Origin of the sequence: Bradyrhizobium sp., assembly GCF_017881085.1 — a bacterium.
In the GTDB taxonomy this organism is placed as follows: Bacteria; Pseudomonadota; Alphaproteobacteria; order Rhizobiales; family Xanthobacteraceae; genus Bradyrhizobium.
Genome location: NZ_JADGRI010000039.1, coordinates 1 through 24,458, shown reverse-complemented (window position 1 = coordinate 24,458; position 24,458 = coordinate 1). Strand labels below are relative to the sequence as shown.

Annotated in this window: 22 protein-coding genes; 13 read left to right on the top strand and 9 right to left on the bottom strand. The window is 64.0% G+C overall.

The window, feature by feature from the left end; translation table 11 throughout:
• A partial coding sequence (locus QZ213_RS06090) for a L,D-transpeptidase (protein WP_291685162.1) occupies positions 1-1,508 on the top strand: 1,508 nt, incomplete at its 5' end.
• Positions 1,509-1,648: 140 nt separating this feature from the next.
• On the opposite strand, the gene QZ213_RS06085 is transcribed toward QZ213_RS06090, so the two are convergent.
• The 4 genes from QZ213_RS06085 to QZ213_RS06070 all read right to left on the bottom strand — a co-directional run bounded on the left by QZ213_RS06085 (position 1,649) and on the right by QZ213_RS06070 (position 6,201).
• On the bottom strand, positions 1,649-1,993 hold the full coding sequence (locus QZ213_RS06085; RefSeq protein WP_291685161.1) for a DUF1491 family protein: 345 nt from the start codon (positions 1,991-1,993) through the stop codon (positions 1,649-1,651).
• A 161-nt stretch (positions 1,994-2,154) separates the two neighbouring features.
• The gene (gene hflX, locus QZ213_RS06080) at positions 2,155-3,507 is read right to left on the bottom strand and encodes a GTPase HflX (protein ID WP_291685160.1); all 1,353 of its coding nucleotides are present in this window, start codon (positions 3,505-3,507) and stop codon (positions 2,155-2,157) included.
• Positions 3,508-3,650: 143 nt separating this feature from the next.
• Positions 3,651-4,379 carry a peptidoglycan-binding protein gene (locus QZ213_RS06075; protein ID WP_291685159.1) on the bottom strand — a complete coding sequence of 243 codons (729 nt, stop codon included), beginning with the start codon at positions 4,377-4,379 and terminating at the stop codon, positions 3,651-3,653.
• A complete protein-coding gene (locus tag QZ213_RS06070) occupies positions 4,372-6,201 on the bottom strand; it encodes an ATP-binding protein (protein WP_291685158.1) in 1,830 nt (609 codons plus the stop codon). The genes QZ213_RS06075 and QZ213_RS06070 overlap by 8 nt, the downstream gene beginning before the upstream one ends.
• Positions 6,202-6,621: 420 nt before the next feature.
• Between QZ213_RS06070 and QZ213_RS06065 the strand changes: the two genes are divergently transcribed.
• From QZ213_RS06065 to QZ213_RS06055, 3 genes are all read left to right on the top strand, one after another.
• Positions 6,622-7,008 carry a DUF5330 domain-containing protein gene (locus QZ213_RS06065; RefSeq protein WP_291685164.1) on the top strand — a complete coding sequence of 129 codons (387 nt, stop codon included), beginning with the start codon at positions 6,622-6,624 and terminating at the stop codon, positions 7,006-7,008.
• A gap of 102 nt (positions 7,009-7,110) precedes the next feature.
• On the top strand, positions 7,111-7,539 hold the full coding sequence (locus tag QZ213_RS06060; protein WP_291685157.1) for a SufE family protein: 429 nt from the start codon (positions 7,111-7,113) through the stop codon (positions 7,537-7,539).
• Between the two features lie 171 nt (positions 7,540-7,710).
• Positions 7,711-10,116 carry an EAL domain-containing protein gene (locus tag QZ213_RS06055; RefSeq protein WP_291685156.1) on the top strand — a complete coding sequence of 802 codons (2,406 nt, stop codon included), beginning with the start codon at positions 7,711-7,713 and terminating at the stop codon, positions 10,114-10,116.
• 10 nt (positions 10,117-10,126) lie between these two features.
• Here the strand turns inward: QZ213_RS06055 and QZ213_RS06050 are convergent, their stop codons facing one another.
• Entirely contained in the window at positions 10,127-10,540 is a 414-nt protein-coding gene (locus tag QZ213_RS06050; protein WP_291685155.1) for a MucR family transcriptional regulator, read from the bottom strand.
• Positions 10,541-10,702: 162 nt separating this feature from the next.
• Positions 10,703-11,761, bottom strand: a complete 1,059-nt coding sequence (locus tag QZ213_RS06045; RefSeq protein ID WP_365885048.1) for a DUF308 domain-containing protein — start codon at positions 11,759-11,761, stop codon at positions 10,703-10,705.
• A 155-nt stretch (positions 11,762-11,916) separates the two neighbouring features.
• Between QZ213_RS06045 and QZ213_RS06040 the strand changes: the two genes are divergently transcribed.
• The 3 genes from QZ213_RS06040 (at position 11,917) to QZ213_RS06030 (ending at position 16,059) form a co-directional block, all read left to right on the top strand.
• Positions 11,917-13,566, top strand: coding sequence for a glycosyltransferase family 39 protein (locus QZ213_RS06040; RefSeq protein ID WP_291685154.1), 1,650 nt, complete (start codon positions 11,917-11,919; stop codon positions 13,564-13,566).
• A 112-nt stretch (positions 13,567-13,678) separates the two neighbouring features.
• Positions 13,679-14,458, top strand: a complete 780-nt coding sequence (locus QZ213_RS06035; RefSeq protein WP_291685153.1) for a class II aldolase/adducin family protein — start codon at positions 13,679-13,681, stop codon at positions 14,456-14,458.
• Positions 14,455-16,059, top strand: coding sequence for a methyl-accepting chemotaxis protein (locus QZ213_RS06030; RefSeq protein WP_291685152.1), 1,605 nt, complete (start codon positions 14,455-14,457; stop codon positions 16,057-16,059). The genes QZ213_RS06035 and QZ213_RS06030 overlap by 4 nt, the downstream gene beginning before the upstream one ends.
• A gap of 31 nt (positions 16,060-16,090) precedes the next feature.
• On the opposite strand, the gene QZ213_RS06025 is transcribed toward QZ213_RS06030, so the two are convergent.
• Genes QZ213_RS06025 through QZ213_RS06015 form a run of 3 tightly spaced genes read right to left on the bottom strand, consistent with a single transcriptional unit; the run spans position 16,091 to position 20,516 of the window.
• On the bottom strand, positions 16,091-17,521 hold the full coding sequence (locus QZ213_RS06025; protein ID WP_291685151.1) for a M20/M25/M40 family metallo-hydrolase: 1,431 nt from the start codon (positions 17,519-17,521) through the stop codon (positions 16,091-16,093).
• Positions 17,522-17,533: 12 nt separating this feature from the next.
• A complete protein-coding gene (locus tag QZ213_RS06020) occupies positions 17,534-18,844 on the bottom strand; it encodes a glycosyltransferase family 87 protein (RefSeq protein WP_291685150.1) in 1,311 nt (436 codons plus the stop codon).
• Positions 18,845-18,899: 55 nt separating this feature from the next.
• Positions 18,900-20,516, bottom strand: coding sequence for a helicase HerA-like domain-containing protein (locus QZ213_RS06015; RefSeq protein WP_291685149.1), 1,617 nt, complete (start codon positions 20,514-20,516; stop codon positions 18,900-18,902).
• A gap of 347 nt (positions 20,517-20,863) precedes the next feature.
• On the opposite strand from QZ213_RS06015, the gene QZ213_RS06010 reads away from it, so the two are divergent.
• The 6 genes from QZ213_RS06010 to QZ213_RS05985 all read left to right on the top strand — a co-directional run.
• Positions 20,864-21,229 (top strand): DUF2267 domain-containing protein, encoded by a 366-nt coding sequence (locus QZ213_RS06010; protein ID WP_291685148.1) that lies wholly within the window; start codon positions 20,864-20,866, stop codon positions 21,227-21,229.
• A gap of 23 nt (positions 21,230-21,252) precedes the next feature.
• Positions 21,253-21,660, top strand: a complete 408-nt coding sequence (locus tag QZ213_RS06005; RefSeq protein ID WP_291685147.1) for a DUF4332 domain-containing protein — start codon at positions 21,253-21,255, stop codon at positions 21,658-21,660.
• 189 nt (positions 21,661-21,849) lie between these two features.
• The gene (gene folP, locus QZ213_RS06000; RefSeq protein WP_291685146.1) at positions 21,850-22,707 is read left to right on the top strand and encodes a dihydropteroate synthase; all 858 of its coding nucleotides are present in this window, start codon (positions 21,850-21,852) and stop codon (positions 22,705-22,707) included.
• Positions 22,704-23,084, top strand: a complete 381-nt coding sequence (gene folB / locus QZ213_RS05995) for a dihydroneopterin aldolase (RefSeq protein ID WP_291685145.1) — start codon at positions 22,704-22,706, stop codon at positions 23,082-23,084. The genes folP and folB overlap by 4 nt, the downstream gene beginning before the upstream one ends.
• Entirely contained in the window at positions 23,077-23,568 is a 492-nt protein-coding gene (folK, locus tag QZ213_RS05990) for a 2-amino-4-hydroxy-6-hydroxymethyldihydropteridine diphosphokinase (protein WP_291685144.1), read from the top strand. Before folB ends, folK begins: the two co-directional genes overlap by 8 nt.
• 105 nt (positions 23,569-23,673) lie before the next feature.
• Positions 23,674-24,458 (top strand): methylmalonyl-CoA mutase family protein (locus QZ213_RS05985; protein WP_291685143.1); only part of this gene is annotated, 785 nt, incomplete at its 3' end.

Below are 24,458 nucleotides of genomic sequence, written 5' to 3'. Positions count from 1 at the left end.
TGGCGATGCGCCGTTGGGGACCTCCAGCCATTGTGATGCTCGCAGCGATGGCCGCGTTGACGGCGCTGAACGCCGACGCCGCCGCGAGACAGGCGCGCCCCGCGCCACCCACCGAGGCGACGGCGCCACGCGACGCAGGCGAGCCGATCATGGCGATCGTGTCGATCAAGACTCAGCAGGTCACTTTTTATGACGCCGACGGCTGGATCCGGCGCGCGCCGGTGTCGACCGGCATCACGGGACGGGAGACGCCAGCCGGCGTCTTCGCCGTCATCGAGAAGGACAAGGACCACCACTCGACCCTGTATGACGATGCCTGGATGCCGAACATGCAGCGCATCACCTGGAACGGCGTCGCGCTGCACGGTGGACCGCTGCCCGGGTATGCGGCCTCGCACGGCTGCGTGCGGATGCCCTACGGCTTTGCCGAGAAGCTGTTCGAAACGACGCGGATCGGGATGCGGGTGATCATCTCGCCGAATGACACAGAGCCGGTCGAGTTCTCCCATCCAGCGCTGTTCGTGCCGAACCGGGAGGCCATCGCGGCCGCGCCGGCCAAGGCCGAGGCGCTCCCCCGCGAGGCGGCGGCGGCTGCCAAGACGGCCGATGTGGCGAAGAAAGCCGCTGCGACAGCGGCGCGCGAGACGGCGTCGCTGACGACGTCGCTGCGCAAGCTTCAGGGGCTCAAGACCCGCGCCGACGCCGTGCTCGCCTACGCCGACAAGGCGCTCGCAGCCGCGAAGACGGACCAGGCCAGGGCGCGGGCCGAGGATTTCAAGCAAAAGGCCGCCGCCAAGGCAGCGGACCTGGGGACCCAGTTCGACACCGCCAAGGCGGACGTGCAATCGAAGCTCGACGCAGCCGCCGCCGCAAAGGAAGCGGCCAAGGCGGCCCAGGCAAGGAAGGCCGACGCCGCCAATGCGGCGAGCGAGGCGACGCTCGCGCTCGAGCCGGTCTCGGTCTACATCAGCCGCGCGACGCAGAAGCTTTACGTGCGGCGCAACACACATAGGCCGGCACCGGACGGCGGCGGCGAGGTGTTCAATGCGACCATCGAGGTTCCGGTCACAATCCGCAATCCCGACAAGCCGATCGGCACGCATGTGTTCACGGCGATGGCGCGCAACGACGCGGGCCTGCGCTGGAGCGTGGTCACGGTCGACAACGGGGACGATGCCAAGGACGCGCTCGACCGCATCACCATCCCGCAGGACGTGCTCGGCCGCATAGCCCCGACTGCATTGCCGCGATCGTCGATCATCATCTCGGACGAGCCGCTGAGCCGCGAGACCAATTATCGCACCGAGTTCATCGCGGTGCTGAACAACCAGCCCCAGGGCGGCTTCGTGACGCGCCGACCTACGGTCGACGCCAACGTTGCGAGCGGCAACGGATGGGACGACGACGGCTTCGGCTCCTTTTTCCAGCGCAATTGGGGTTCCCAAACTGGTGATACGCGCCGGGGCGGCGGCCAGTACTACCGTCCGGTGCAACGAGGCTGGTGGTAAGATGCGGCACGCCGCGCGTATGTCCGCGCCATGTCCGATTAGGGTATAATGCCTCCTGGTTCGAGCCGCGCGGCGTTGCCGCGCTCCTCACCACGCGGGTCCAGACCTCGAAGGATGAAGCCACCGGCCTTGGGGGAGCACTAGGCCTTCGCCAGATCGAGGAAATGCTGCCCTGCCCGGTCCTCGGTCTCGACGATCCAGGCATCCGGATCGAAGCGGATTTCCTTGACGAGGCGTTCTTCCACCGAGGCTTCCGGGATCGGCTCCTTCGAGATCGGCATGAAGAAGCGCTCGATCGGCCGGCTGTCGTCATAAACCGTCTGCGGCGCCGGGATGTAGAGCATGGCGTTGCCGTCGAGCAGCGCCACCTTGACGAAAACCGCCCCGGCTTCTTCCGCGCCGCGCCTGCGCACGGCGCCGAATACCCCGGCGGTCTGGCAGCGGCGCAGATAGGCCGCTACCCAAATGCTTGATTTCAATCGCATGGGGCAGACGATAAGCCAGCACAATGGCCGAAGCTAGCCTGCAGGCTAGCCGGCCATTGCGATGAACTTGACTCACCGCCGCCGGAGTGACCGAGTTGTGACCGGCCAAATATGACGCGCTTATGATTGGCAGCAGCAATCCGGTTCGATTTCGACCGAACTCAGGAAGCAGCCAGCGTTCTTCGCAGCCGCGCTATCGCGCCCGGCAGGCCGCGCACCTGCATGATCCGGCCGGTGGCGTCGTAGTCCTCGGAGAGCACGCGCGCATTCTCATAGACATCGCTGAGCAGCCCCTGCTTGGCGTAGGGCAGCACCAGCTGGTCATCCACCATCGCAGCCTCGAAGAACCCGATGATCGTCTCCCGCAGCGCGGCGACGTCCCCGGGCGACTTCGCCGACAGCAGGATCGCGTCAGGATGCTTTTCGCGCAGTGCGGCGCGATCCGCCTCGCCCACGCGATCGATCTTGTTGAGCAGCAGCAGCGACGGGACCGCGTCCGCGCCAATCTCGCGCAGCACGCCGCGGCTCACCTCGAGCTGCGATTCGTAGGTCGGATCGGAGGCGTCGACGACGAACAGCAGCAGCGACGCCTCGAGCGCCTCGGCGAGCGTGGATCGGAATGACGCGACAAGATCGTGCGGCAGCTTCTTGATGAACCCGACCGTATCGGAGACCAGCACGCGCGGCCGCGTTTCCGGCTGCAGCGCGCGGACCGTGGTATCGAGCGTCGCGAACAGCTTGTCCTCGACCAGCACCTCGCTGCCGGTGAGCGCGCGCATCAGCGACGATTTTCCCGCGTTGGTGTAGCCGACCAGCGCGACCCGGAGCTGGTCGCGACGCGCCGCCCGACGCTGGTCGTTGTCCCGCTGGATGGCCTCCAGCTGTCCCTTCAGCTCCGCGAGGCGGTCGCGGATCTTGCGGCGATCGAGTTCGAGATCGGACTCGCCCGCGCCGACGCCCTGCTGGCGTCCGCCGCCCGACGATTCGCGCAAACGCGGCGAGACGTATTTCAACCGCGCGATCTCGACCTGCAGCTTCGCCTCGCGGCTGTGCGCGTGGCGATGGAAAATCTCCACGATCACCCCGGTCCGGTCGAGGACCTGCGCCCCGGTGGCGCGCTCGAGATTGCGGGCCTGGCTCGGCGAGATGTCATGATCGACGATCACAAACTCCGGTCTTGCCTGCGGACCGGCCTCGGCCGGCCTGGCATCCGGCTTCTTCTCGGCGGCGTCGTCAAAGCGCTCGCGGGCCTTCGACTTGCGTTGGATCGCCATCGATCCGACCTCGCCCGTGCCGCCGGTTAACGCCGCGAGTTCCTCGAGCCGCCCCTTGCCGAGCACCGTGGCGCCCCCGATATCGTCGCGCTTCTGCGATACCGTGCCGATGACCTCGTAACCGAGCGTCTTCACCAGACGGCCCAGTTCCTCGAGGCTCGCGGCATGCGCGACGTCGTCGACGTCGGGGGTCTGGACGCCAACGAGGATCGCGCGCGGAATCGGCGGTTTGGTTTCCATGATGCGGCCTCGCCGGCTCCTTCTGATGTCCGGCCCGTGCCTAGCACGTTCCGCGATGGCGCAAGCGGCTAAACCGCCTTTATCCCGGCACGGCACGGCGGCAGGTTGCGCGGCTTTCTGGAGCGAACGTCCGAGCCGCCCTGCTAGTCGATCGGGTGGCCAATCACGGCGGCGAGTTCGCGCACCAGCCGATCGGACACCTGCCCGGTCACCGGCAGCTTGCGCTCGCGCTCGAATTTGACGATCGCGGCCTGGGTATCCGTGCCGGCGGTGCCGGTCGGTTTCAGCTGGCCATAGCCGTATTCGGTGAGCACGCGCTGCACCGCCGCCACGCGGCGCGGGCCCGATGGCTCCGCACGCGCCAAAGCCGGGATCGGCGCCGGCGGCCGCAATACACTGGAAGGCGTTGCCGGCGGTGCACCGGTCGCCTTGACCAGACTGCCCAGGGGATCTGCCGGCTTTTGCTCGACAGGTCGCTCAATGGCCTTGGGCTCAACGGCCTTGGGCTCGGTGGCTCTGGGTTCGGCGGCCCTCGGTTCGACAGGCCGCAGTTCGATAACCCTCGGTTCGGAGACGGCTGCGTCGGCATCGACCGGGCGCGGACGCGGCAACAGATTGGCGGAAACGGGTCCCGCCTGCGGCATCACGATAACCGAGCCGAACATCGGCGCCGGATGATGTCCGGTCTGCAGGAACAGCGCGTTGGCGAGGATGGCGCTGACAGCGGCAAACGCCAGCAGGCCCGCAACCGTGTCTTTCGGGCTGTGCAGCAGAATTCGCATCGCCAGGCCGCGCTCGGCCTCGACCGCCACGGCGCGCGCGCCGCGGCGGCGGCGCGGCGTGTCGTCATTTCTCGCAATTTTTCTAGGCACTTTTCTTCACCTGATGGGCTTGGTCCGGGTTCGCGGATCGCGCCGCCGGCGTAAGCGTCGCGATATTGCTCGATGGTTCCGGCGCCGTGAACGTCAGCGGCAACGCGACCGTCACGGTGGTACCTTCGTGAATCTTGCTTTGTACCGTCAATTCGCCGGCGTGCAAGGCGACCAGGCTCTTGACGATCGACAGCCCAAGGCCGGTGCCTTCGTGCCGGCGCTGATAGGTCTTGCCGGCCTGGAAGAAGGGATCGCCGATCCGCTTGAGATCGTCGGCGGCGATGCCGACGCCGGTATCGGTGACGCGAAGCAGCAGCCGCGCGCCTTCGACGGCCGCGGACACCGTCACCGTGCCGCCGCGCTCGGTGAACTTGATGGCGTTGGAGACGAGGTTCAGCGATATCTGCTTGAATGCACGCGGATCGCCGGTCATGACCGGCAGATCCTCGGGAATGCGGGTCACGAGATCGATGCCGTTCTCCCGCGCCTTCAGCGCCAGGAGGCTGCAGCAATTGATCAGCGCCGCGCGCGGCGCGAATGGTTCCGGCGCGATCTCGAAATTGCCGGTCTCCATCTTGGACATATCGAGGATGCCGTTGACCACCGACAAGAGATGCTGGCCGGAATCGTTGATCAGTTGCGCGTATTCCCTGCGGCGTGCCGCATCCAGCATCAGCGCTTGTTCCTGCACGATCATTTCGGAGAAGCCGATGATGGCGTTGAGCGGCGTTCGCAGTTCGTGGCTCATGGTGGCGAGGAAGCGGGTCTTGGCCGCATCGGCCTGCTCGGCTTCGGTGCGCGCCACATCGAGCGCCTGCTCCTGCAGCTTCCGGTCGGTGACGTCGCGCATCACGGCGACGACCTCGGCTTCACCTGCCGCAGTCTGCGACGCCGGTTCGAGCGGCCGGCAACGCATCTCGACCCAGATGAAGTCCACCTGCTGATAACTCCGCTCGCCGCCGCGCGGAGCATCGCGCCGGAGACGAAATTCGACGCTGCGCGCCTCGCCGCCGCGCGCCGCGTCCGAAAGCGCGGTGAGATAGGCCGGACGGTCGGCGACGTGGACGCGCTCGAACAGGCCGTGGCCGAGCAGCCGGGTGACCTGCGTGCCCAGCATCGTCTCCGCGGCGGGCGAAATGAACTGTACCGCACCGTTGCGGCGATGGCGCGAGATCACGTCGCTCATGTTGCGCGCCAGCAGGCGATATCGATCTTCCTCGAGGTTGAGCAGCGCGACGCCGGTGCGCGCCAGCGATTCGGCGGCGAACGCCAGTCCCGCAGCGTAAAGCGTCGCCGACGCGACGCCGAACGCCATGAAGATGTTGCGCAGAAGCGGGTTCGCTTCAGGCGCTGACAACAGGCCGAAATGCCCCAATGCGATCAGCAGCGCGGCGCAGGACAGCGCAAGCGCCGAGGCAAACGCGACCGCGCGGCGCGATGCCGAGAGCGCCGCCTCGAGCGGAACGACGACCAGCCAGACCGCGGCAAAGGATTCGATGCCGCCGGTGGTCATCGCCAGGGTCAGGACAAGACCCGACAGCGCCAGCGACGACAGCACATGGGCGCCCTCGTAGCGGCCGGTGCGCGACAGAAACCACGACAGCAGAATAGGCGCGATGAGCCAGGCGAAGGCCGCGACCTCAAGCGCGCTCGGCGCGCCGCGCAACGCCAGATAGACCGGGAATGCCGCGAAGGCCACCAGACTCCCGAGCAGCCGCGGCGCCATGAAGGCGCGATGACGCGCACTCGTCAGCGCGTCGTAACGCGCGGAAGGATGCAGCAAGGCATCGAGGCATTCTTGAATGATACTCAAAACAGTCACGGCTTTCGCGCTTCGGCTGGATCGTCAAATGGACGGGCCGGAACGCCCCCTTATGGTTGACCCACCGTGTCAGAGCGACATTAAGCGAACGCTAAGGCACGACAGGCGCGCCGTCGAAGAGCGCGAGTTCGCGGACTTTTTCGCAACGCGCGCCACGTTCATTCGATGTAAATGGTGAACGTCGGGTTTCCAGCACCCGACCATTATGGTTTCGAAATGGTAGCGAGCCCAGACGTCCGCTATCTTGCGGAAAATCGCCATCAATCGAAAATTTACACCGAATCCAATGATTCGGATTCTTGGCAAATCTTCGGCGATTTAAACTCAAGGCAAACACTTGCGATTTATCGACGGCTGTTAGTCAGAGATGAATTGCGGGATCAACCGCAACGGAACCGAAAAGACGGCCGGGATCGCGAGATGTTCTTTCTACTTCGCATGGCATTCTGGCTCGGGCTGGTGCTCGTGCTGCTGCCAAGAGAGAAGACACCTGAATCGGACAAGCTGCCTCAGGTCGGTGCATCCGAAGCCGTGTCGGCTGCGACGGCGGCGGTATCGGACATGAGTCAGTTCTGCAAGCGCCAGCCGGCCGCGTGTGAAGTGGGTGGCCAGGCCGCGACCGTGATCGGCCACCGCGCCCAGGACGGTGCGCGCAAGCTGTACCAGATCATCACCGACAAGCGCGCGCCCGATCGTACCGGTTCGATCGGCAGCGTCGACAATACGGATGCTCAGTCCGCGACCGCCGCGCCGCGCGACACCCTGACGCCCGACGATCTGCAGGCCGCGTGGCGCGGCGTGCCTTGACGCCAAACCCGGCCGTGGAACTATTTCCTTTTTGACCGGACAATATCGCTTTCGATCCCCCGCCATCCTATATATGGCTTTGGGGATTGAGCGCGGGACACGATGACGATCGACGAAATCAGGGATAATTTTGCGCTGCTGGACGATTGGGACGACCGCTACCGGTACGTCATCGAGCTCGGCCGCATGCTCGATCCGATGCCGGAAGCCGAGCATTCGCAAGCCAACAAGGTGCAGGGCTGCGCCAGCCAGGTCTGGCTGTCCAGGCGCGTCGATCGCGACAGTGCCGGCGAACCGCTGCTGAAGTACCTCGGCGACAGCGACGCTCACATCGTGCGCGGACTGATCGCGATCCTGCTGACGTTGTATTCCGGCCGCACGCCGCAGGAAATTCTGGCGACCGATGCGCTGGCGGTGTTCGACGAATTCGGATTTCGCGATCATCTGACACCGCAACGCTCCAACGGCCTGCGCGCCATGGTCGAGCGCATCCGGTCCGACGCCCGCGAGGCGCTTGCCGCCGCTTCCTGAGATTTGGGCCATGACTTAAGCGTGGGCTTGGGCTCAAGCGTCCCTTGTTCACGGCGCCGTGAGCGGCAACTGCTCAGAAGCATTAACCTTGTGAAACAACCTGACGATGTCAGGTCAACCTGTTTTTAAGGCATTTATCGCATTATCCAGCGGCAAACCGAGTGTTGACGGATGAGTGAGCTTCGGCCGGTCTGGCGCTTCTTGCGGTCGCGATCCGGTCGCGGCTTTATGCTGCACCTCAGCCTCTGCGCCGCGCTCTCAGTGACGGTCGGCTACGGCTTCTATTATTTCAGCCTGAACTGGTTCAAGGAACACAAGAGCAGCGAAAAGATCATCGCGCTCCAGCTGGTGGACGCCTTCGTCACCAACTATTCGGCAGTCCGATCGCAAATCGGAAAAGACGCGCCGGTTCCGGCGTCGTTCCGGGCCCACGCCATCGAGTCCTTCAACAAGCAGAACGGCGATAATTCCGATTTTCGCCTGGCCTCGGTCGGTCGCCCGGGACGAGAGATCCTGACGCCGCCATCGGACGTCCAGATGGCCCTCACCATCGAGACCTTCGCGTCGACGCCAAACCCAAAACCGGTATCAGAGTTGCTCGACGTCAAGGGCGAACAGATGTTCCGCACGGTCTATCCCACCGTGGCGCACGAACAGAGTTGCGTTAGCTGTCATAATGCACTGCAGCCGGGAAAGCTGCAATGGCATCTCGGCGACGTCATCGGCGCGTTCGTGATCGACGTCCCGATCTCGCCTTTTCTGCGCACCGTGATGTGGCAAAGCGCCGGCATCGGACTTGGTCTCTTCCTCGCGCTGGCGCTCGCCGGCCTGACGATTTCCCTGATGCATTTTCGTCAGCTGGAGGCTCTCGATGCATCTGCGGCAAAGCTCGGTCGCACCCAGAACTTTCTCGACAACATCATCGAGAACATGCCGGTGTCGGTTGCCGTCAAGGATGCGCGCGATCGGTGCTATGTCCTGATCAACCGCACCGCCGAAGCCATTTTCGGGATAGCGCGCGGCGACCTGATCGGCAGGCTCACCGATGGTCAGCCTGGCAAGGAAACCGTGAACGACCTGTTCCCGCTCGCCGGCGAAGCCTTGCGCACACGCGAGCTGCAAACCATCGACGAGCACGTGGTTCACACCCCACACAACGGCACGCGCATCCTGACGACCAGGAATCTTTCGATACCGGACGAGACCGGCGAACAACGCTACCTCCTCAGCCTCTCGGAGGACATTACCGAGCGCAAGCAGGCGGAAGCCCGCATCCAGCATCTCGCAAATCATGATGTCTTGACGGATTTGCCCAATCGCGCCGCCTTCCTGGACCATCTCACCGGCAGGATCGACCCCGCGAAAGCGGGCGAAGAATCCTTCGCCGTGCTGAGCATCGACCTCGATCGCTTCAAGGAGATCAACGACGTGTTCGGCCATGCGGCCGGCGACGGCGTGCTTCGCGAGCTTGCGCAACAACTGCGCGTGCTCGCCGGCGAGGCTTATCTGGCGCGGATTGGGGGCGATGAGTTTACCCTCGTCACGCCGAACGGCGATCACCCGGCGCTCGCCGAAATCCTCGCCGAACGTCTCCACGCGGCGGTCGCAACCGATCTGGAACTGAACGGCCAGCATCTTCACGTCGGCATCAGCATTGGCATTGCCATCTTTCCGGCCGACGGCTCCGACGCAACGACGCTGCTCAACAATGCCGATGCCGCACTCACCCGCGCCAAGGCTGCCGGTCGCGGCATGACGCGTTTCTTCGAGATCGAAATGGACAAGCGGCTGCGCGAGCGGCGCGCCATTCAGCACGAGCTCGGCTTCGCCATCGCGCGGAACGAGCTCTGTCTTCACTATCAGCCGCTGTCGAGGATCGATGGCGAGGTGATCGGCTTCGAGGCATTGGTGCGCTGGCACAACCCCCAGCGCGGCATGGTTTCACCGGGAACCTTCATTCCGGTTGCCGAGGAAAGCGGTCTGATCATGCAGATCGGCGAATGGGTGCTGCGCGAGGCCTGCCGCGAAGCGGCGTCGTGGCCGCATCCGCTCCAGATCGCGGTCAATCTGTCGCCCGTGCAGTTCCTCCACGGTGATCTTGCGGGATTGGTTCATGCGATGTTGCTGGAAACCGGCCTCTCACCGACCCGGCTGGAACTCGAAATCACCGAGGGCGTGCTGGTCGGGGATTTCGCCCGCGGCGTCTCGATCCTGCGACGCCTCAAGACCCTCGGCGTTCGCATCGCCATGGACGACTTCGGCACCGGATATTCGTCGTTGTCCTATCTGCAATCGTTCCCGTTCGACAAGATCAAGATTGATCAGTCGTTTACCTCGAAGGTGACGAACAATCCCCAGTCGGCGGCCATTGTGCGCGGCGTCATCGGGCTGGCCCACGGGCTCAATCTGCCGGTGCTGGCGGAGGGCGTCGAGACCAAGGCCCAACTCGATTTTCTTGCGGCAGAATCCTGCGATGAAGTGCAGGGTTACCTGATGGGCCGGCCGCATCCGATCGCGGAATACGCGAAACTCGTCGGCCGCGATGCCGCATCGGAAGCAAGTCTGCGCAGCGCCTGAATATCCTGAACTATTTTCGCCGCTGCCGCTGCTGGCCAAGCCCCATCTTCTTGGCCAGATCCGAGCGCGCCACCGCATAGTTCGGCGCGACCATCGGATAATCGGCCGGCAGGCCCCATTTGTCCCGGTATTGTTCAGGCGTCATGCTGTATTGCGTGCGCAGGTGACGCTTGAGCGATTTGAAGCGCTTGCCGTCCTCGAGACACACCAGATAATCGGGGGTCATCGATTTTTTCACGGACACGGCTGGCTTGGCCGGTTCCAGGGGCGTCTCGACCCGGCCCGCCGAAACCCGCAGCAGTGCGGCATGGATCTGGCCGATCAGGTTCGGGATCTCGGAAGCCGGCGTCGGATTGTTGCTGAGGTAGGCCGACACAATACTCGCGGTCAGGTCGATGAAATTCTTGCCGGCGCCGTCGCTCATGGCTGAACCCTTCGAGGTCTCGATCTTTGCGGATACAGTATCCGCCAGCGGTTATACGCTATCGGAATCTGCAACTACTGTCAGATATGAGCGGATTACTGCTGATGTGACAAGAAAAACGCGCGTTATTTTTCAAGGAAGCACGCCGCAATCGTTCCGGTTTCAAGGACGCTGGTCGAGATGGGCGCGCAGATCGTCGATGGATGCGAACCGCATCATGCCTTCGGGCATTTGCGCCTCGATTGAGCCGTCCGAATACAGCGAATAAGCCATCCCATCGACGACGCCGGATTTGAGCACCGTCACCTCTGGCTGATCCTCGCTGCGCATAGCCGCCGCAACGCGATCTGCTGCGGCCGCGCCAGCCGCCGCATCGGCAAAGGTCGATGGAGTCCGGCCGCTACGCCGTGGCAATGGCGCGTCGGAGGCTCGGAGACGTTCCGACATCGGCCAGGCGTCTTCGAAGGTCGCGGTCGAATCCGGTTCCGCTGGCTCCGGTGCGACGGGCGATGCAAGACCAGAACCGGCCAAAGACAGATCGGCTACGGAGGGTTCCGCCCCCCGCGCCTGGGCGCGCTCGCGCTCCTTCTTCGACGAGGAAGAAAACAGCAGATTGCGCCGCGGTCTTGCCGCCGGGGAATCGACAGGCGCAGGGCCCGGAGCCTCGCCGCGCCCGCGCGATGCGGCCTCCTCGAGCCATGGCGGAGCGGGTAATGGCACCACCGGTTCGGCGTGACCTGCATGTTCCGGCCCGGGCTCGCGGCCGAACACGAACCCGCCGTCTTCCGGCGCCTGATCGCCCAGCGCAGCGCTCAAGCCTGCGGACGACTGCAGGGTTCCCACCCGCAATGGCGCAGCCAGATCGGCAAGCTGCCGCGCGATCGCCTTCAACTCCCGGACGGCGATCCAAAGTCCGAGCATCAAAACCCCGGTGCAAGCCACAATCGCGCCCGCGAGCAGCAAGGTGTTTCCGAAGCTGAGGTCCAGCTCGATTCCGAGACCGACCGTCACGAGGCCGGCCACAAGAAGGCCAATCCCGGCGATCAACACCAAAAGCATCATCGAATCACCCCCCGGCCGCGCCCTCGAAATGGGCCCAAGCCGCCTACGCCACGTTACCGTCATATTGTGCGCATCGCCAACGGACAATTGCCGGGGCGGTTCCCGTAAAGGATCAGGATCCCGGCATAACCCTCGTCCGGCAAGCAAAACCTGGCGCATGAAGGCCACGGTTTGTGGGATTGCTGCATTGCGTCAGGGCAATTAAGCCACAATTGCCAATTACTTGGAAAGGGAACTGCGCTATATGGATGCCGGGGAACGAGGCCCAAGAGCGCCACAGCTGGGCCAAGAGGCACGCCGGGTTACCAATAGCCATGTCATCCATCACGACTTCGGCCTTCGACACGCCCGCGCGGCGCTCGGTGGAACGGACTTGCGACGATCTCGCCATCCTGGTGCTGGCTGTGGTCGGGATCATCGCGGGTCTGACCTTCCGCGACTACGGTTTGGGCTGGGACGATTACACCCACGCCGAATATGCCGATCTCCTGCTGCGCATGTACGGTTCCGGTTTCAAGGATACCGGCGCGCTGTCGTTCGCCAATCTCTATATGTATGGCGGCGGCTTCGACATGGCGGCCGCGCTGCTGCACAAGGTCATCCCGTTAGAGCTGTTTGAAACCCGCCGCCTGCTCGGGGCTATCGTCGGCGTGATCGGGCTCGCGGTGACGTGGCGGCTTGGCCGGCGCGTCGGCGGTCCGCTCGCCGGTCTCGCGGCATTGCTGCTGCTGGCGCTGTGCCCAACCTTCTACGGGCACATGTTCATGAATCCGAAGGATGCGCCGTTCGCCGTGGCGATGGTGATCCTGATGCTGGGGCTGGTCCGGCTGGCCGAGGAATATCCCGACCCTTCGCCGCGGACCATCCTGATTGTCGGGCTCGGCGCCGGGCTGTCGATCGGCTCGCGCATTCTCGGCGGGCTCGCCTTGGTCTACGCGCTGGCCGGCTTCGTGCCGTTGTTCGTGGAAGAGATCAAGACCCATAGCGCGCGAGAGGCTGCGCAACGCTTCCTGCATGTCGTCTACGTGCTCATGCCGGGCCTGATCCTCGGCTACCTTGTGATGGGGCTGATCTGGCCGTGGTCGATCATGGAACCGGACAATCCGTTCCAGGCCCTGACCTACTTCTCGCACTTCTTCGAGAAGCCCTGGAAGGAGATGTTCGACGGCGCGCTGGTGTCGGTGCCCGACATGCCCTGGTCGTATCTGCCGACGCTGTTTGCGCTGCAGCTTCCCGAAGTGCTGCTCGGCCTGCTGATCGCCGGCGTGATCGCGACGCTGATGGTGCTGCCGCGCGGCGACGTGGCGGCGCGGCGCAAGACCATCCTCCTGATGCTGACATCGGCGGCGACGCTGCCGCTCCTGATCGCGATGGTGAAGCGCCCGGCCCTCTACAACGGCATCCGTCATTTCATTTTCGTGATCCCGCCGATGGCGGTACTCGCCGGCGCTGCATTCGCGTGGGGGATGGACCGGCTCGGTGAAAACCGGCGCAGCTGGCAACCGGCAGCCGTCGCCGTCTTCGCCTTCGGCCTGTTGTTGCCGCTCGGAGAAATGATCCGGCTGCACCCCTACCAGTACACCCATTTCAATCATATCGCGGGCACGGTGCGCGCGGCCGACGATCGCTTTATGCTGGATTACTGGGGCCTCGCTCTCAAGCAGGCCTCCGACGGCCTGCGCGAGGAAATCGCCGAACGGCAGGAAGTCCCGCCCAAGGGGCGCAAATGGAAGGTCGCGGTATGCGGTCCGCAGCGCCCGGCGCAGGTCGCGCTCGGCCCCGATTTCACGATCGGCTGGGACAGCCACGCCGCCGACTTCGCGATGACGCTCGGCGAGTTCTACTGCAAGGGCCTGACCGCGCCGGTTCTGGTGGAGATCAAGCGCGATGACGTGGTGTTCGCCCGCGTCTACGACATCCGCGGGCGCAGCATTTCCAGCCTGCTGGCGATTCCGGCGCCTTAACGACGAATCCTCCCAAGGAAGCATGACTGCCGCGCAAGGCCTGCGTCTTGCTGCAAACCATTCGCAGCGCTAGGCTGATGCCGAACAACAATCCAAACGGGAGAAGCCAGTCATGTCGCCAGCGGAAGCTCGCCTGAAGGAAGTGCCGTCGGATATGACGGAGGCCGAATGGAGCCAGCGGGTCAATCTGGCCGCCTGCTACCGCTTGATCGCGCATTACGGCTGGGACGATCTGGTCGACACCCACATCTCCGCGCGCGTGCCGGGACCGGAGCACCATTTCCTGATCAACCCCTACGGCCTGATGTTCGACGAGATCACCGCCTCCAGCCTGGTGAAGGTCGACCTCGACGGTAACCAGCTCACCAAGAGCCCCTACAGCATCAACCCGGCGGGCTTCACGATCCACTCCGCGATCCACGAAGTCCGCGAAGACGCCGGCTGCGTGCTACATCTGCACACGCCGGACGGCACGGCGGTGGCGAGCTGCACGGAAGGCCTGCTGCCGCTGAACCAGACCGCCCAGCTCGTCACCCACGATCTCGCCTATCACGACTATGAAGGCATCGCGCTCGATCATGACGAGCGTCCGCGCCTGCAGAAGGACCTCGGCACCAAGAACCACATGCTGCTGCGCAATCACGGCACGCTGACGGTCGGCCGCTCGGTCGCGTCCGCCTTCGAGCGCATGTTCCATCTGGAGCGCGCCTGCACCATGCAGGTTCGCACCCGCATGCTGGGCCCGACGGCCTATCCGGTCGATCCGGCCGTGGTGGACAAGAACGCCAGCCTGTTCGCCGATCCCAATCGGCAGGAGCTGCGCTCGACCACGCTGGTATGGCCGGCGCTGCTGCGCAAGGTCGACCGCCTCGACCCCAGCTACAAGAATTGAAATCTTGGGATTTCGATGTAATATTGAGTGCAACAACCTCTGCACTACGAATCAAAACGCCGCCCAATCCCGGGCGGCGTTTTTGCGCGGCGGTTCGTGACTCCGTAGTTCACGCAGGGAAAATTCGTTCGAAATTAACCCAAACCACCAACATTGCCTGCACCGGCCGAGAACCGCCGATTGGGGGCAGCATGTCTATTCTTTCGTCCTTTTCTTCCACGGCGCAGCCCCGTCGCACCCAGGGCGCGGGAAAATCGGCCGATGCAGCCCTTCCGGCCCGGCTGGCCGAGATCGAGGCACGCGATCAGGCCTTGATTGCGTGTGTCGACGCGATCATCGACGGCCGGCTCGACGTTGCACGCCCGGCGGGGCGGGATCCGCTCTCTGCCGCCATCGGCAGACTGCTGGAACGGCTTGCCTTGAGCACATCCGGCGATCTCGATCGCATCGTCAATCTCAGCATCCAGGGAAGCGAGACGGCGATCTCAACCGCCCACCTGCTCGGGACCTCGCGCGAAGTGGACCATCGCACCCAGTCGCTGGCAACGGCGAGCGAGGAGTTGGTGGCATCGATCGGGCAGATCAGGGCCACCGCGCAGGCGGCGACCGGGAATGCCGCGGAAATGCGCGCCAGTGCCGAGCAAGGCATGTCGACCGCCGATGCCGCCTCGGCGGCGATGGACCGCGTGGGCACCACGGCAAACCTGGCAGCGGAGAAAATCACCGCCCTGAGCGAAGCGTCCGAGGCGATCGGAACCATCGTCGGTTCGATCGATGCGATTGCAAAACAGACCAACCTTCTGGCGTTGAACGCCACGATCGAGGCCGCCCGCGCCGGCGAGGCCGGCAAAGGCTTTGCCGTGGTGGCGACCGAGGTCAAGAGCCTGTCGCAGCAGACCAGCCGGGCCACCGTGGATATCAGGACCCGCATCGACCAGCTTCGCGTCGAGATCCAGACCATCGTTGCGGCGATGTCCGATTGCACAAGCGCGGCAGTGGGAAGCCGTGACGTCGTCGCATCGCTCAGTGGGGCGATGGCCGGCGTCAGCAAGCAGGTATCCAGCGTGACCACCGGAATGGCCGAAATCTCCGACATCCTGAACCAGCAGACCGATGCCTCCCGAGAAATCGCTCAAGGCGTTTCCTCCATCGCAGCCATGACGGAGCAGAGCGTCAAACAGGTGGTGGCGATTTCCAGCCAGCTTGACGTCGTTCACGGCCTGGTAGGCGAGGAACTGCTGAATATCTCTAAATTTTCGTTCGACAACAAAATCCCGCGTCTTGCAAAGGCCGATCACGTGATCTGGAAAAAACGCCTTGCCGACATGGCGGTGGGACGCGTCAAACTGAAAGCCGATGAACTGGCCGACCACCATTCCTGCCGCCTAGGCAAATGGTATTACGGCGATGCCTCGCGTGACTCCCGAAGCCATCGCGCATTCACCCAGCTGGAAAACCCTCACGCGCTCGTCCATCAGCACGGAAAGCACGCGGCGAAATTGTTCGAGGCCGGCGACCTTCACGGCGCCCTGAAAGAAATCCAGCACGTCGAAGCCGCGTCGAAGGACGTGTTGCGGCTTCTGGACGAGTTGGGCAAATAAGACGATCCCCACGCGGACCGACTTTCCCTTCCTATCCCTTCGGTGCCGCCGCCAGGGCGGCAAGTATCCGCGCCCACGACCGTATGCCCTTGTGGAAGCTCTTGAGGTCGTATTTTTCGTTCGGCGAATGGATGTTGTCGTCGTCGAGCCCGAACCCCACCAGCACGGTGTCGAGGCCGAGGGTGCGCTTGAAGTCGGCGACGATCGGGATCGAGGCACCCGAGCCCATCAGCACCGTTTCCTTGCCCCACTCCTCGGTCAGCGCGCGCCTGGCGGCGGCGAGCGGCTTCATGTTCCAGTCGAGCGCAATCGCCGGCGCGCTGGAATGGTCGCCGAATTCGGCGCTGCAGTCGCCCGGCAGCCGCGCCGTGACGTAGTCGCGGAAGGCTTTTCGGATCTTGTCGGGCGCCTGGCCCTCCACGAGGCGAAACGAGACCTTGGCGGAGGCTTCCGCGGGGATCACCGTCTTTGAGCCTTCGCCGGTGTAGCCGCCGAAGATGCCGTTGATGTCGCAGGTCGGGCGCGAGGAGATCTGCTCGATCAGCAGACGGCCTTTCTCGCCGGCGGGAATCGAAAGCCCGATCGGCTTGAGAAAGCTTTCCGGCGTCAGATTGAGTTTCGACCACTGGGCGAGAACATCGGGCGGAAGATCCTTAACACCGTCGTAAAAACCGGGGATGGTGATGTGGCCGTTCTCATCGAAAATGCCGCCGAGGATGCGGGTCAGCACCCGGATCGGATTCTGCGCGCCGCCGCCGAAGATGCCGGAATGCAGATCGCGGTTGGCGGCCTTGATCTTCACTTCCTCATAGAGCAACCCGCGCAGCGACGTGGTGATCGCCGGCGTGTTGGGGTCCCACATGCCGGTGTCGCACACCAGCGCGAAGTCGGCCTTGAGCTCGTCCCTGGTCTTCTCGAGGAACGGAACGAAATTCTTCGATCCGATTTCCTCTTCGCCCTCGATGACGATGGTAATGTCGAGCGGCAGCGAACCCGTGACGGTTTTCCAGGCCCGGCAGGCTTCGACGAAAGTCATCAGCTGTCCCTTGTCGTCCTGGGCGCCGCGCGCGACGATGATCTTTCGCCCGTCGGCATGCGTGGTCACCGCCGGCTCGAACGGCGGACGGTGCCAGAGGTTGAGCGGATCGACCGGCTGGACGTCGTAGTGACCGTAGAACAGCACGTGCGGCCGCGGCGGCTGCCCGTTTCCTTTGCCGTTGCTCTCTGCGTTGCTCTTGGCGACGATCGCGGGATGACCGGCGGTCGGCCTGACCTCGACCGAGAAACCGAGCGTCGCGATGTCTTTCGCCAGATGATCGGCGGCCGCCTTGCAATCGCCGGCAAACGCCGGATCGGCCGAGATCGATTTGATCCGCAGCAGCGCAAACAGCCGTTCCAGGCTGTTGTCGAAATCGGCGTCGATGCGGTCGAGGACCGGTTGCAATTGCGGCGCGTTGGACATCTGCAAATTTCCTTAGGACTGGTTCTGCTGCTCGGTTTGTAGCTCCGCCGGAGGCGGCGAGCCAGTCACCTCGTCCGGCGGCGGATGCAGGATATGCCAGACCAGTTCCCCGGCAATCACGGCCGCGGCGGCGAGGTTGTTCCCGTACGCCTGCAGGTCGTTCGGGAACACGGGAAATGACAGGCACATCAGCAGCCCCGCGACCGCGAGTCCGGCCCATGTGCCTGCCCGCACGGCGACACGGGGATCATAGGCCGCCCGGTGGATCAGGACCGTGATCGGAAAGAACAGCCACATGAAATAATACTGCCGGGCCAGCGGCGAGGCCACCGTCATCAGGCAAAACAGGATGCCGAGTTCTTCGGCATCGGAGCGTGGCGTCATCCGCGCGCGCGGCGGCATGACCGCGATGAAGCCCAGCCCGATCGCCAGCGAAATCGCCAGCACGATCCAGTTCGCGGTTTTGAAGCTGACATCGATCAGATTCATGGTGGCGGACGGCTTGGCCGCATTATCCTGGTTGTAATTGACCGGGCGCGTCAGCCGGTGCGTCACCGCGATGATCGACTGGTTGACCCACGACCAGTTCTGCTCGCCGCGCTGTCCGAACCCCTGCTCCGAGCTCGTTCCCACCATGCCCTGAAACCACGTCTTCAGCTCGGAAACATTGTGCTGGAAGCCGCGCACCGGCGCCGGAAGCGCGAACAGAAAGATCGCGGTGAAGATGGTCATGCTGGCGGCGGCGGCCCACCGCCGCCGCCAGAGCAGATAGGGAAACACCGCCACCGGAAAAACCTTGATCGCTGTGGCCAGCGCAAACATGCTTCCGGCCATCCACGGCCGCTCGTGCTGCAGCAGCCAGAAGGCGAACAGCATCATCGCCAGCAGCACGAGATTCGGCTGCCCGAGATCGAACATGTCGAAGACGAAGGTAACCGTGGCAAAACCCGGCAGCGCAAACAGCCACGGCCCGGGTCTTTGTCCCGATCCCGCCATCGCGTTGGAGAATTGCGCCGTCATCCACCAGGCGACCGCGTTCAGGACCGACAGGCAAGTATAGAGGAACAGCTTGCCGAAATATGCGGGGATCGCCAGCAGAACCGCCGGCAACGGCGGATAGATGAATTCGAAATAGGCCCTGGGATCGCTGGGGTAGAGATCCCCGCCGTGAAGGACCTGCTGGCCTGCCCAGAACCAGAGCGGGTAATCCTTGGTCTTTCCGCTTCCCCAAATCTCCGGAGCAAGTACGTCGGCCGTCAGCGCGATACAGCAGACCAGAAAGAGAATATCGAGCGGGGCTCGCAGCGACGGGTATCTCAGCACGCTCAGGCTTTCCGCAAAATAAGAGGGAGATCACGCCGCGGCGAATGATCGAACTTTATCGCCGCAGCAGGCCGCCGAGCGCGCCGCGCACCAGCGCGCGGCCGACCGAACCGCCCATCGAGCCGGCGACGGATTTGCCGAGATCGGCGGCCGCCCCCCCGACCACCTTGGTGGTGATCGAGCGCGTGACGCTTCGCGCGATGAGCTGACCGGTCGACAATCGTCCGCGCGAAACGTTGGTGCCGAAAATCGTGCCGACGATGCCGCCGATCTTGTCGAGAATTCCCCCGCCGCCGGTCGACCCGTCCGCGGGCGCCGCGGTCCCGGCCACGCGCTTCTGCAGCATCTCGTAGGCGGATTCGGCGTCGATCGTGGTGTCGTATTTGCCCTTCACCGGGCTATTGTCCATGATCACCTTGCGTTCCTCCGGCGTGATCGGTCCGATCCGCGCCGACGGCGGCCGGATCATGACGCGCTCGACCATCGCCGGCGTGCCGTTACCTTCCAGGAACGACACCAGCGCCTCGCCCTTGCCCAGCTCCATGATGACCTTGGCCGTGTCGAGCTTCGGATTGGGCCGGAACGTCTGAGCGGCGGCGGCGACCGCCTTCTGATCGCGCGGCGTGAAGGCGCGGAGCGCGTGCTGCACGCGGTTGCCGAGCTGCGAGAGCACCTTGTCCGGCACGTCGATCGGATTTTGGGTCACGAAATAGACGCCGACCCCCTTGGAACGGATCAGCCGGACCACCTGCTCGATCTTGTCCATCAGCGCCTTCGGCGCATCGTTGAACAACAGATGCGCCTCGTCGAAGAAGAACACGAGCTTGGGTTTTGGCGGATCGCCCGCCTCCGGCAGCTCTTCGAACAATTCCGACAGCATCCAGAGCAGGAAGGTCGCGTACAGCCGCGGGCTCTGCATCAACTTGTCCGCCACCAGGATATTGACCATGCCCCGGCCATCGCTGTCGGTGCGCATGAAATCCTTCAGCGTCAGTGCCGGCTCGCCGAAAAATTTCGTCGCGCCCTGGTTTTCCAATACCAATAACTGGCGCTGGATGGTGCCTACTGTCGCCTTGGTGACATTGCCGAACCCCTGCGCGGCCTTGCGGACCGGAGCCAGCGGGTCGTCGTCGCCATCGGCTCCCTTCTTGCCGGTGTCCGGGACAATCGCATCCAGCAACGCCCGCAGATCCTTCATGTCGATCAGCGTAAGGCCGTTGTCGTCGGCAACACGGAACGCGACGTTCAGCACGCCTTCCTGCACGTCATTGAGATCGAGCATCCGCGACAGCAGCAACGGTCCCATTTCGGTTACGGTGGCGCGCACGGGATGGCCCTGCTCGCCGAATACATCCCAAAATACCGTCGAATACTGGTCGGGCTGGAAGCTGAGGCCCATGTCGCTGGCCCGCTTGACGATAAAATCCTTGGCTTCGCCGACTTCGGCGATGCCGGAGAGATCTCCCTTGATGTCGGCGGCGAACACCGGCACGCCGGCGCGCGCAAAGCCTTCCGCCATCACCTGCAACGAAACGGTTTTTCCGGTTCCCGTAGCGCCGGTGACGAGGCCATGGCGATTGGCAAGCCCGAGCGTCAGCCACGCCGGCTGCTCACCCTTCCCGATGAAAATTTTCTCGCCGGTATCGGCCAATTTGTTATCGGGGGTTGCCATTACATCGCCTCTTCGCGCATCGGGGGCTTCAACTGCCCGACATCGGCATCATACTGCATCTTGCAAGCCGATTGAAACCGGTCAACGCCCCCTTCAGGGCATCGGAAACCCCCATTCGTTGAAACCGGATCGAGCGGCCTGCCGCGATGCGCGACCAAAGTTGCAACGAACAGGCCTGGTGCGACAATTTTTTCGCGAAATCCGCACCTGCTCTTGCATTGCTGCAACACTCGCCACGCGATCGAAGCATGGAAGGCGGTCGTCGCTTGTAATTCGCGGCGCGTCAGATCAAGATAAATTCACAAGCAAGGATGATCCGGCGCGAAACCGGATGAGGGCGGGCTAATATGGACGAATTGATTGGGCAGCTGGCTGCAAAGGCCGGCATCGATAATGCTGTCGCCGAAAAGACCATCGGCATCATTCTGGGTTTCCTCCGCAACGAGGGTCCTTCCGACAAGGTTCAGGCATTGATCGACAAGATTCCGGGCGCGGAGGCTGCGATCGCAGCCTCGAGCAAGAGCAGCGGTCTGGGAAGGTTGATGGGCGGAGGCCTGATGGCGCTCGGCACCAAGCTGATGGGGCTTGGTCTGGGTATGGGCGACATTCAGAAGGTCGCGCGTGAACTTTTCAGGTTCGGCCGTGACAAAATCGGAGCGGACCAGATGGGCGAGATCATCAAGGGGACACCGGGCCTCAGCCAGTTCGCTTAAGCACCTTTTTCAAATCGAGTACCATGACATATCCAATCTCCGAGATTGATGGCCTGCCATCCTTCGCCGCTGCAAAACTCAAGTCGCTGGGCATTCGCACCACCGAGGGCCTGCTCGAGGCGGCCCGCACCGTGAAGGGCCGCAAGACGCTGGCGGCAAAGACCGGCATCAGCGAACAGCAACTGCTGGAATGGGCCAATGTTTCGGACTACATGCGGATTCCCGGCATGGGCAAGGCCAAGGTCGGGCTGGTGCGCGCCGCAGGCGTCACCACGGTTCGCGAACTCGCCCTTCGCAACCCGGCGCGCCTGGCGCAGAATATGAAAGAAGTGAATACCAAGCGCAAACTCGTCCGCGTCCTGCCTTCGGAAAAGTCGGTCGAGCAGCTGATCGCGCAGGCCCGCAAGCTCGAGCCGAAAATCAGCTATTAGAGCGTTTTCGAGCGAAGTGGACACCGGTTCGCGTAAAGAAAACGCGTCAAGACAAGAATAGAATCTGGAGCTTCGGTTCTGATCAATCGGAACCGAAGCTCAAAGGCCCGGCGGAAACGGCTCGCCCCGGCTGCTGCGAACGTGCGCGGGCGTCTTGACTCCCATGCACGGACCGCGCAAAGCGACCGCATGATCGCGACCACCTCCAGACCCGCCCCGGCGGCCGCCGCCGGTCATGCGCTGTTGCCGGCGCTGTTGTCCAGGCCGTATCCGGCCGTGATGGGCGTCTTGAATATCACGCCGGATTCGTTTTCTGATGGCGGCCAGTTCATCGCGCCGGAGGCCGCGCTCGCGCAGGCGCGCCGCATGATCGCCGAGGGCGCCGACATCATCGACATCGGCGCGGAATCCACCCGCCCCTATGGCGACGCGGAGCCAGTCTCGGCCGATCAGGAACTGAAACGCTTGCAGCCGATCCTCGCCGACGTGGTTTCGCTCGGTGTTGCCGTCTCCATCGACAGCATGAAGTCGGCGGTCGTCGGCTGGGCGCTCGATGCAGGTGCATCCATGGCCAACGACGTCTGGGGCCTGCAGCGCGATCCGGACATGGCCGCCCTGCTGGCGGCGCGCCGTTCGCCCGTGATCGTCATGCATAACCGCGACTGCGCCGACGCCGGCATCGACATCATGCAGGACATTGCCGCCTTCTTCGCCCGCTCGATCGAGATCGCGACCAGAGCGGGCATTTCACGTGAAAACATCGTGCTCGACCCCGGCATCGGCTTCGGCAAGACGCCCGATCAGAGCATGATCGCGCTGGCCCGGCTGCGCGAACTCGACGCTTTCGGCCTGCCGCTCTTGGTCGGCGCATCGCGCAAGCGTTTTATCAGTTCGGTGTCGCCATCCGAGCCGCATCAGCGGCTTGGCGGCTCGATTGCGGCGCATCTGATTGCGGCAGAGGGCGGCGCGCGCATCATCCGGACCCACGACGTGGCGGAAACCGTGCAGGCACTGCGCGTGGCGGCGGCAATCCGGGACAAGCGATGACCGACATGATCTTCATCACCGGCGTCGTCATTCATGCCCGCCATGGCGTCATGGAACATGAGACCGAAGTCGGCCAGCGTTTTGTCATCGATCTCGAACTCTCGACCGATCTGTCGGAATCCTCGCGCACCGATCGCCTCGCCGACACCGTGTCCTATTCCAATGTGGTGGCGACCGCGACCGCGGCGTTCAAGAATGCCAATTACAAGCTGCTGGAACGCGCGGCCGGCGCGGTGGCCGACGCCGTCCTGGCGGCATTTCCGCGCATCAGCGCGGTCAAGGTCACCGTTCACAAGCCGCACGCGCCGATCGCCGCGATTTTCGAGGATGTCGGCGTCGTGTTGACGCGGACGCGGCAAGCACCGTCGCATGGCTGACGTTCTGATCGCGCTTGGCGGCAACGTCGGCGACGTCCGCGCGACGTTTCAAAAGGCGATCGCCAATATTTGCGGCATGGCGCAAGCGGCACTCAAGGCGCGTTCGTCCGACTACGCCACCCCACCGTGGGGCGACGAGCAGCAGGCCCCTTTCATCAATGCCTGCATCGAAATCGAAACCGCCCTCGACCCCCACGCACTGCTGTTCACGCTGCACAAGATCGAAAGCAAGTTCGGCCGCGACCGCGCCAGCGAAAGGCGCTGGGGCCCGCGCACGCTCGATCTCGACCTGATCGCCTATGACGACGTTTCCATGCAAAAGCCGGAACTGACGCTGCCGCATCCGCGGGCATTCGAGCGCGCCTTCGTGCTGGTGCCGCTCGCCGAGATTGCCCCGGACCGTGTCATTGCGGGTCGAAGCGTTGCCTCCGCCCTGGCCACGCTATCCACCGCCGGAATCGAGCGGTTACCCGACCTGAGCTGACCGGAAACCGCCCCCTGATCCCGAAAACAACCGTTTGGCTTGGCCGCCGTCACGTGGCAATTTCCGACCTAACAACAAGAACGGCGCCCGGGAGCACCCTGCCGAATGACCTCTGCACCTGACGACCTGCGCCTGGCGGCTGATTTTGCGCCTGCGACCTATGACGACTGGCGCAAGCTGGTCGATGGCGTGCTGAAGGGCGCGCCGTTCGAGAAACTGGTCGGCAAGACCGCCGATGGCCTGAAGATCGACCCGATCTATCCGCGCGCCCGCGGCGCCGCACCGGTCGCCGGACGGCCCGCGGCCGCGCCCTGGCAGATCATGCAGCGGATCGATCATCCGAACGCGGCAGAGGCCAACGCCCAGGCGCTGCACGACCTCGAAAACGGCGCCACCGGGCTGACGCTGGTCTTCGCGGGCGCCAATGGCGCCCATGGCTTTGGGCTGGAGCCGACAGCCGAAGCGGTCGAGAAAGTCCTCGGCGGCGTTTTCGTCGATGCCGGGATATCGATCGAACTTCAGGTCGGTCCGCAGTCGCGGATGGCCGCCATTCACGTCGCGGAATATGTGAAGCGCAAAGGCCTCGATCCCGCGGCCTGCGATATTCGTTTCGGCCTCGACCCGATCGGCGCCTGCGCGGTCTGGGGATCCAGTCCCTATGCCTGGCCGGAGATCGTGCCCGCCGTGACCGGCGCGATCAAAGGCCTCGCCGCCATGGGCTTCAAGGGTCCGTTCGCGGTTGCCGACGGACGGGTGATCCATGACGCCGGCGGATCGGAAGTGCAGGAATTGGCGTTCGTGCTGGCGACCGGCGTCGCCTATCTGCGCGCGCTGGAGGGCGCCGGCGTGGCGCTTGGGGATGCGCAAGGCATGATCTATGCGCGGCTTTC

Bases quoted from the DNA above. Each gene is read 5' to 3' on its own strand.
- QZ213_RS06055 (WP_291685156.1), top strand. From the start codon at position 7,711: ATGAGTGAGCTTCGGCCGGTCTGGCGCTTCTTGCGGTCGCGATCCGGT.
- QZ213_RS06005 (WP_291685147.1), top strand. From the start codon at position 21,253: ATGACATATCCAATCTCCGAGATTGATGGCCTGCCATCCTTCGCCGCT.
- folB (WP_291685145.1), top strand. From the start codon at position 22,704: ATGACCGACATGATCTTCATCACCGGCGTCGTCATTCATGCCCGCCAT.
- QZ213_RS06065 (WP_291685164.1), top strand. From the start codon at position 6,622: ATGTTCTTTCTACTTCGCATGGCATTCTGGCTCGGGCTGGTGCTCGTG.
- QZ213_RS06045 (WP_365885048.1), bottom strand. From the start codon at position 11,761: ATGCGCCAGGTTTTGCTTGCCGGACGAGGGTTATGCCGGGATCCTGAT.
- QZ213_RS06025 (WP_291685151.1), bottom strand. From the start codon at position 17,521: ATGTCCAACGCGCCGCAATTGCAACCGGTCCTCGACCGCATCGACGCC.
- QZ213_RS06085 (WP_291685161.1), bottom strand. From the start codon at position 1,993: ATGCGATTGAAATCAAGCATTTGGGTAGCGGCCTATCTGCGCCGCTGC.
- hflX (WP_291685160.1), bottom strand. From the start codon at position 3,507: ATGGAAACCAAACCGCCGATTCCGCGCGCGATCCTCGTTGGCGTCCAG.
- QZ213_RS06040 (WP_291685154.1), top strand. From the start codon at position 11,917: ATGTCATCCATCACGACTTCGGCCTTCGACACGCCCGCGCGGCGCTCG.
- QZ213_RS06015 (WP_291685149.1), bottom strand. From the start codon at position 20,516: ATGGCAACCCCCGATAACAAATTGGCCGATACCGGCGAGAAAATTTTC.
- folK (WP_291685144.1), top strand. From the start codon at position 23,077: ATGGCTGACGTTCTGATCGCGCTTGGCGGCAACGTCGGCGACGTCCGC.
- folP (WP_291685146.1), top strand. From the start codon at position 21,850: ATGATCGCGACCACCTCCAGACCCGCCCCGGCGGCCGCCGCCGGTCAT.
- QZ213_RS06010 (WP_291685148.1), top strand. From the start codon at position 20,864: ATGGACGAATTGATTGGGCAGCTGGCTGCAAAGGCCGGCATCGATAAT.
- QZ213_RS06060 (WP_291685157.1), top strand. From the start codon at position 7,111: ATGACGATCGACGAAATCAGGGATAATTTTGCGCTGCTGGACGATTGG.
- QZ213_RS06035 (WP_291685153.1), top strand. From the start codon at position 13,679: ATGTCGCCAGCGGAAGCTCGCCTGAAGGAAGTGCCGTCGGATATGACG.
- QZ213_RS06050 (WP_291685155.1), bottom strand. From the start codon at position 10,540: ATGAGCGACGGCGCCGGCAAGAATTTCATCGACCTGACCGCGAGTATT.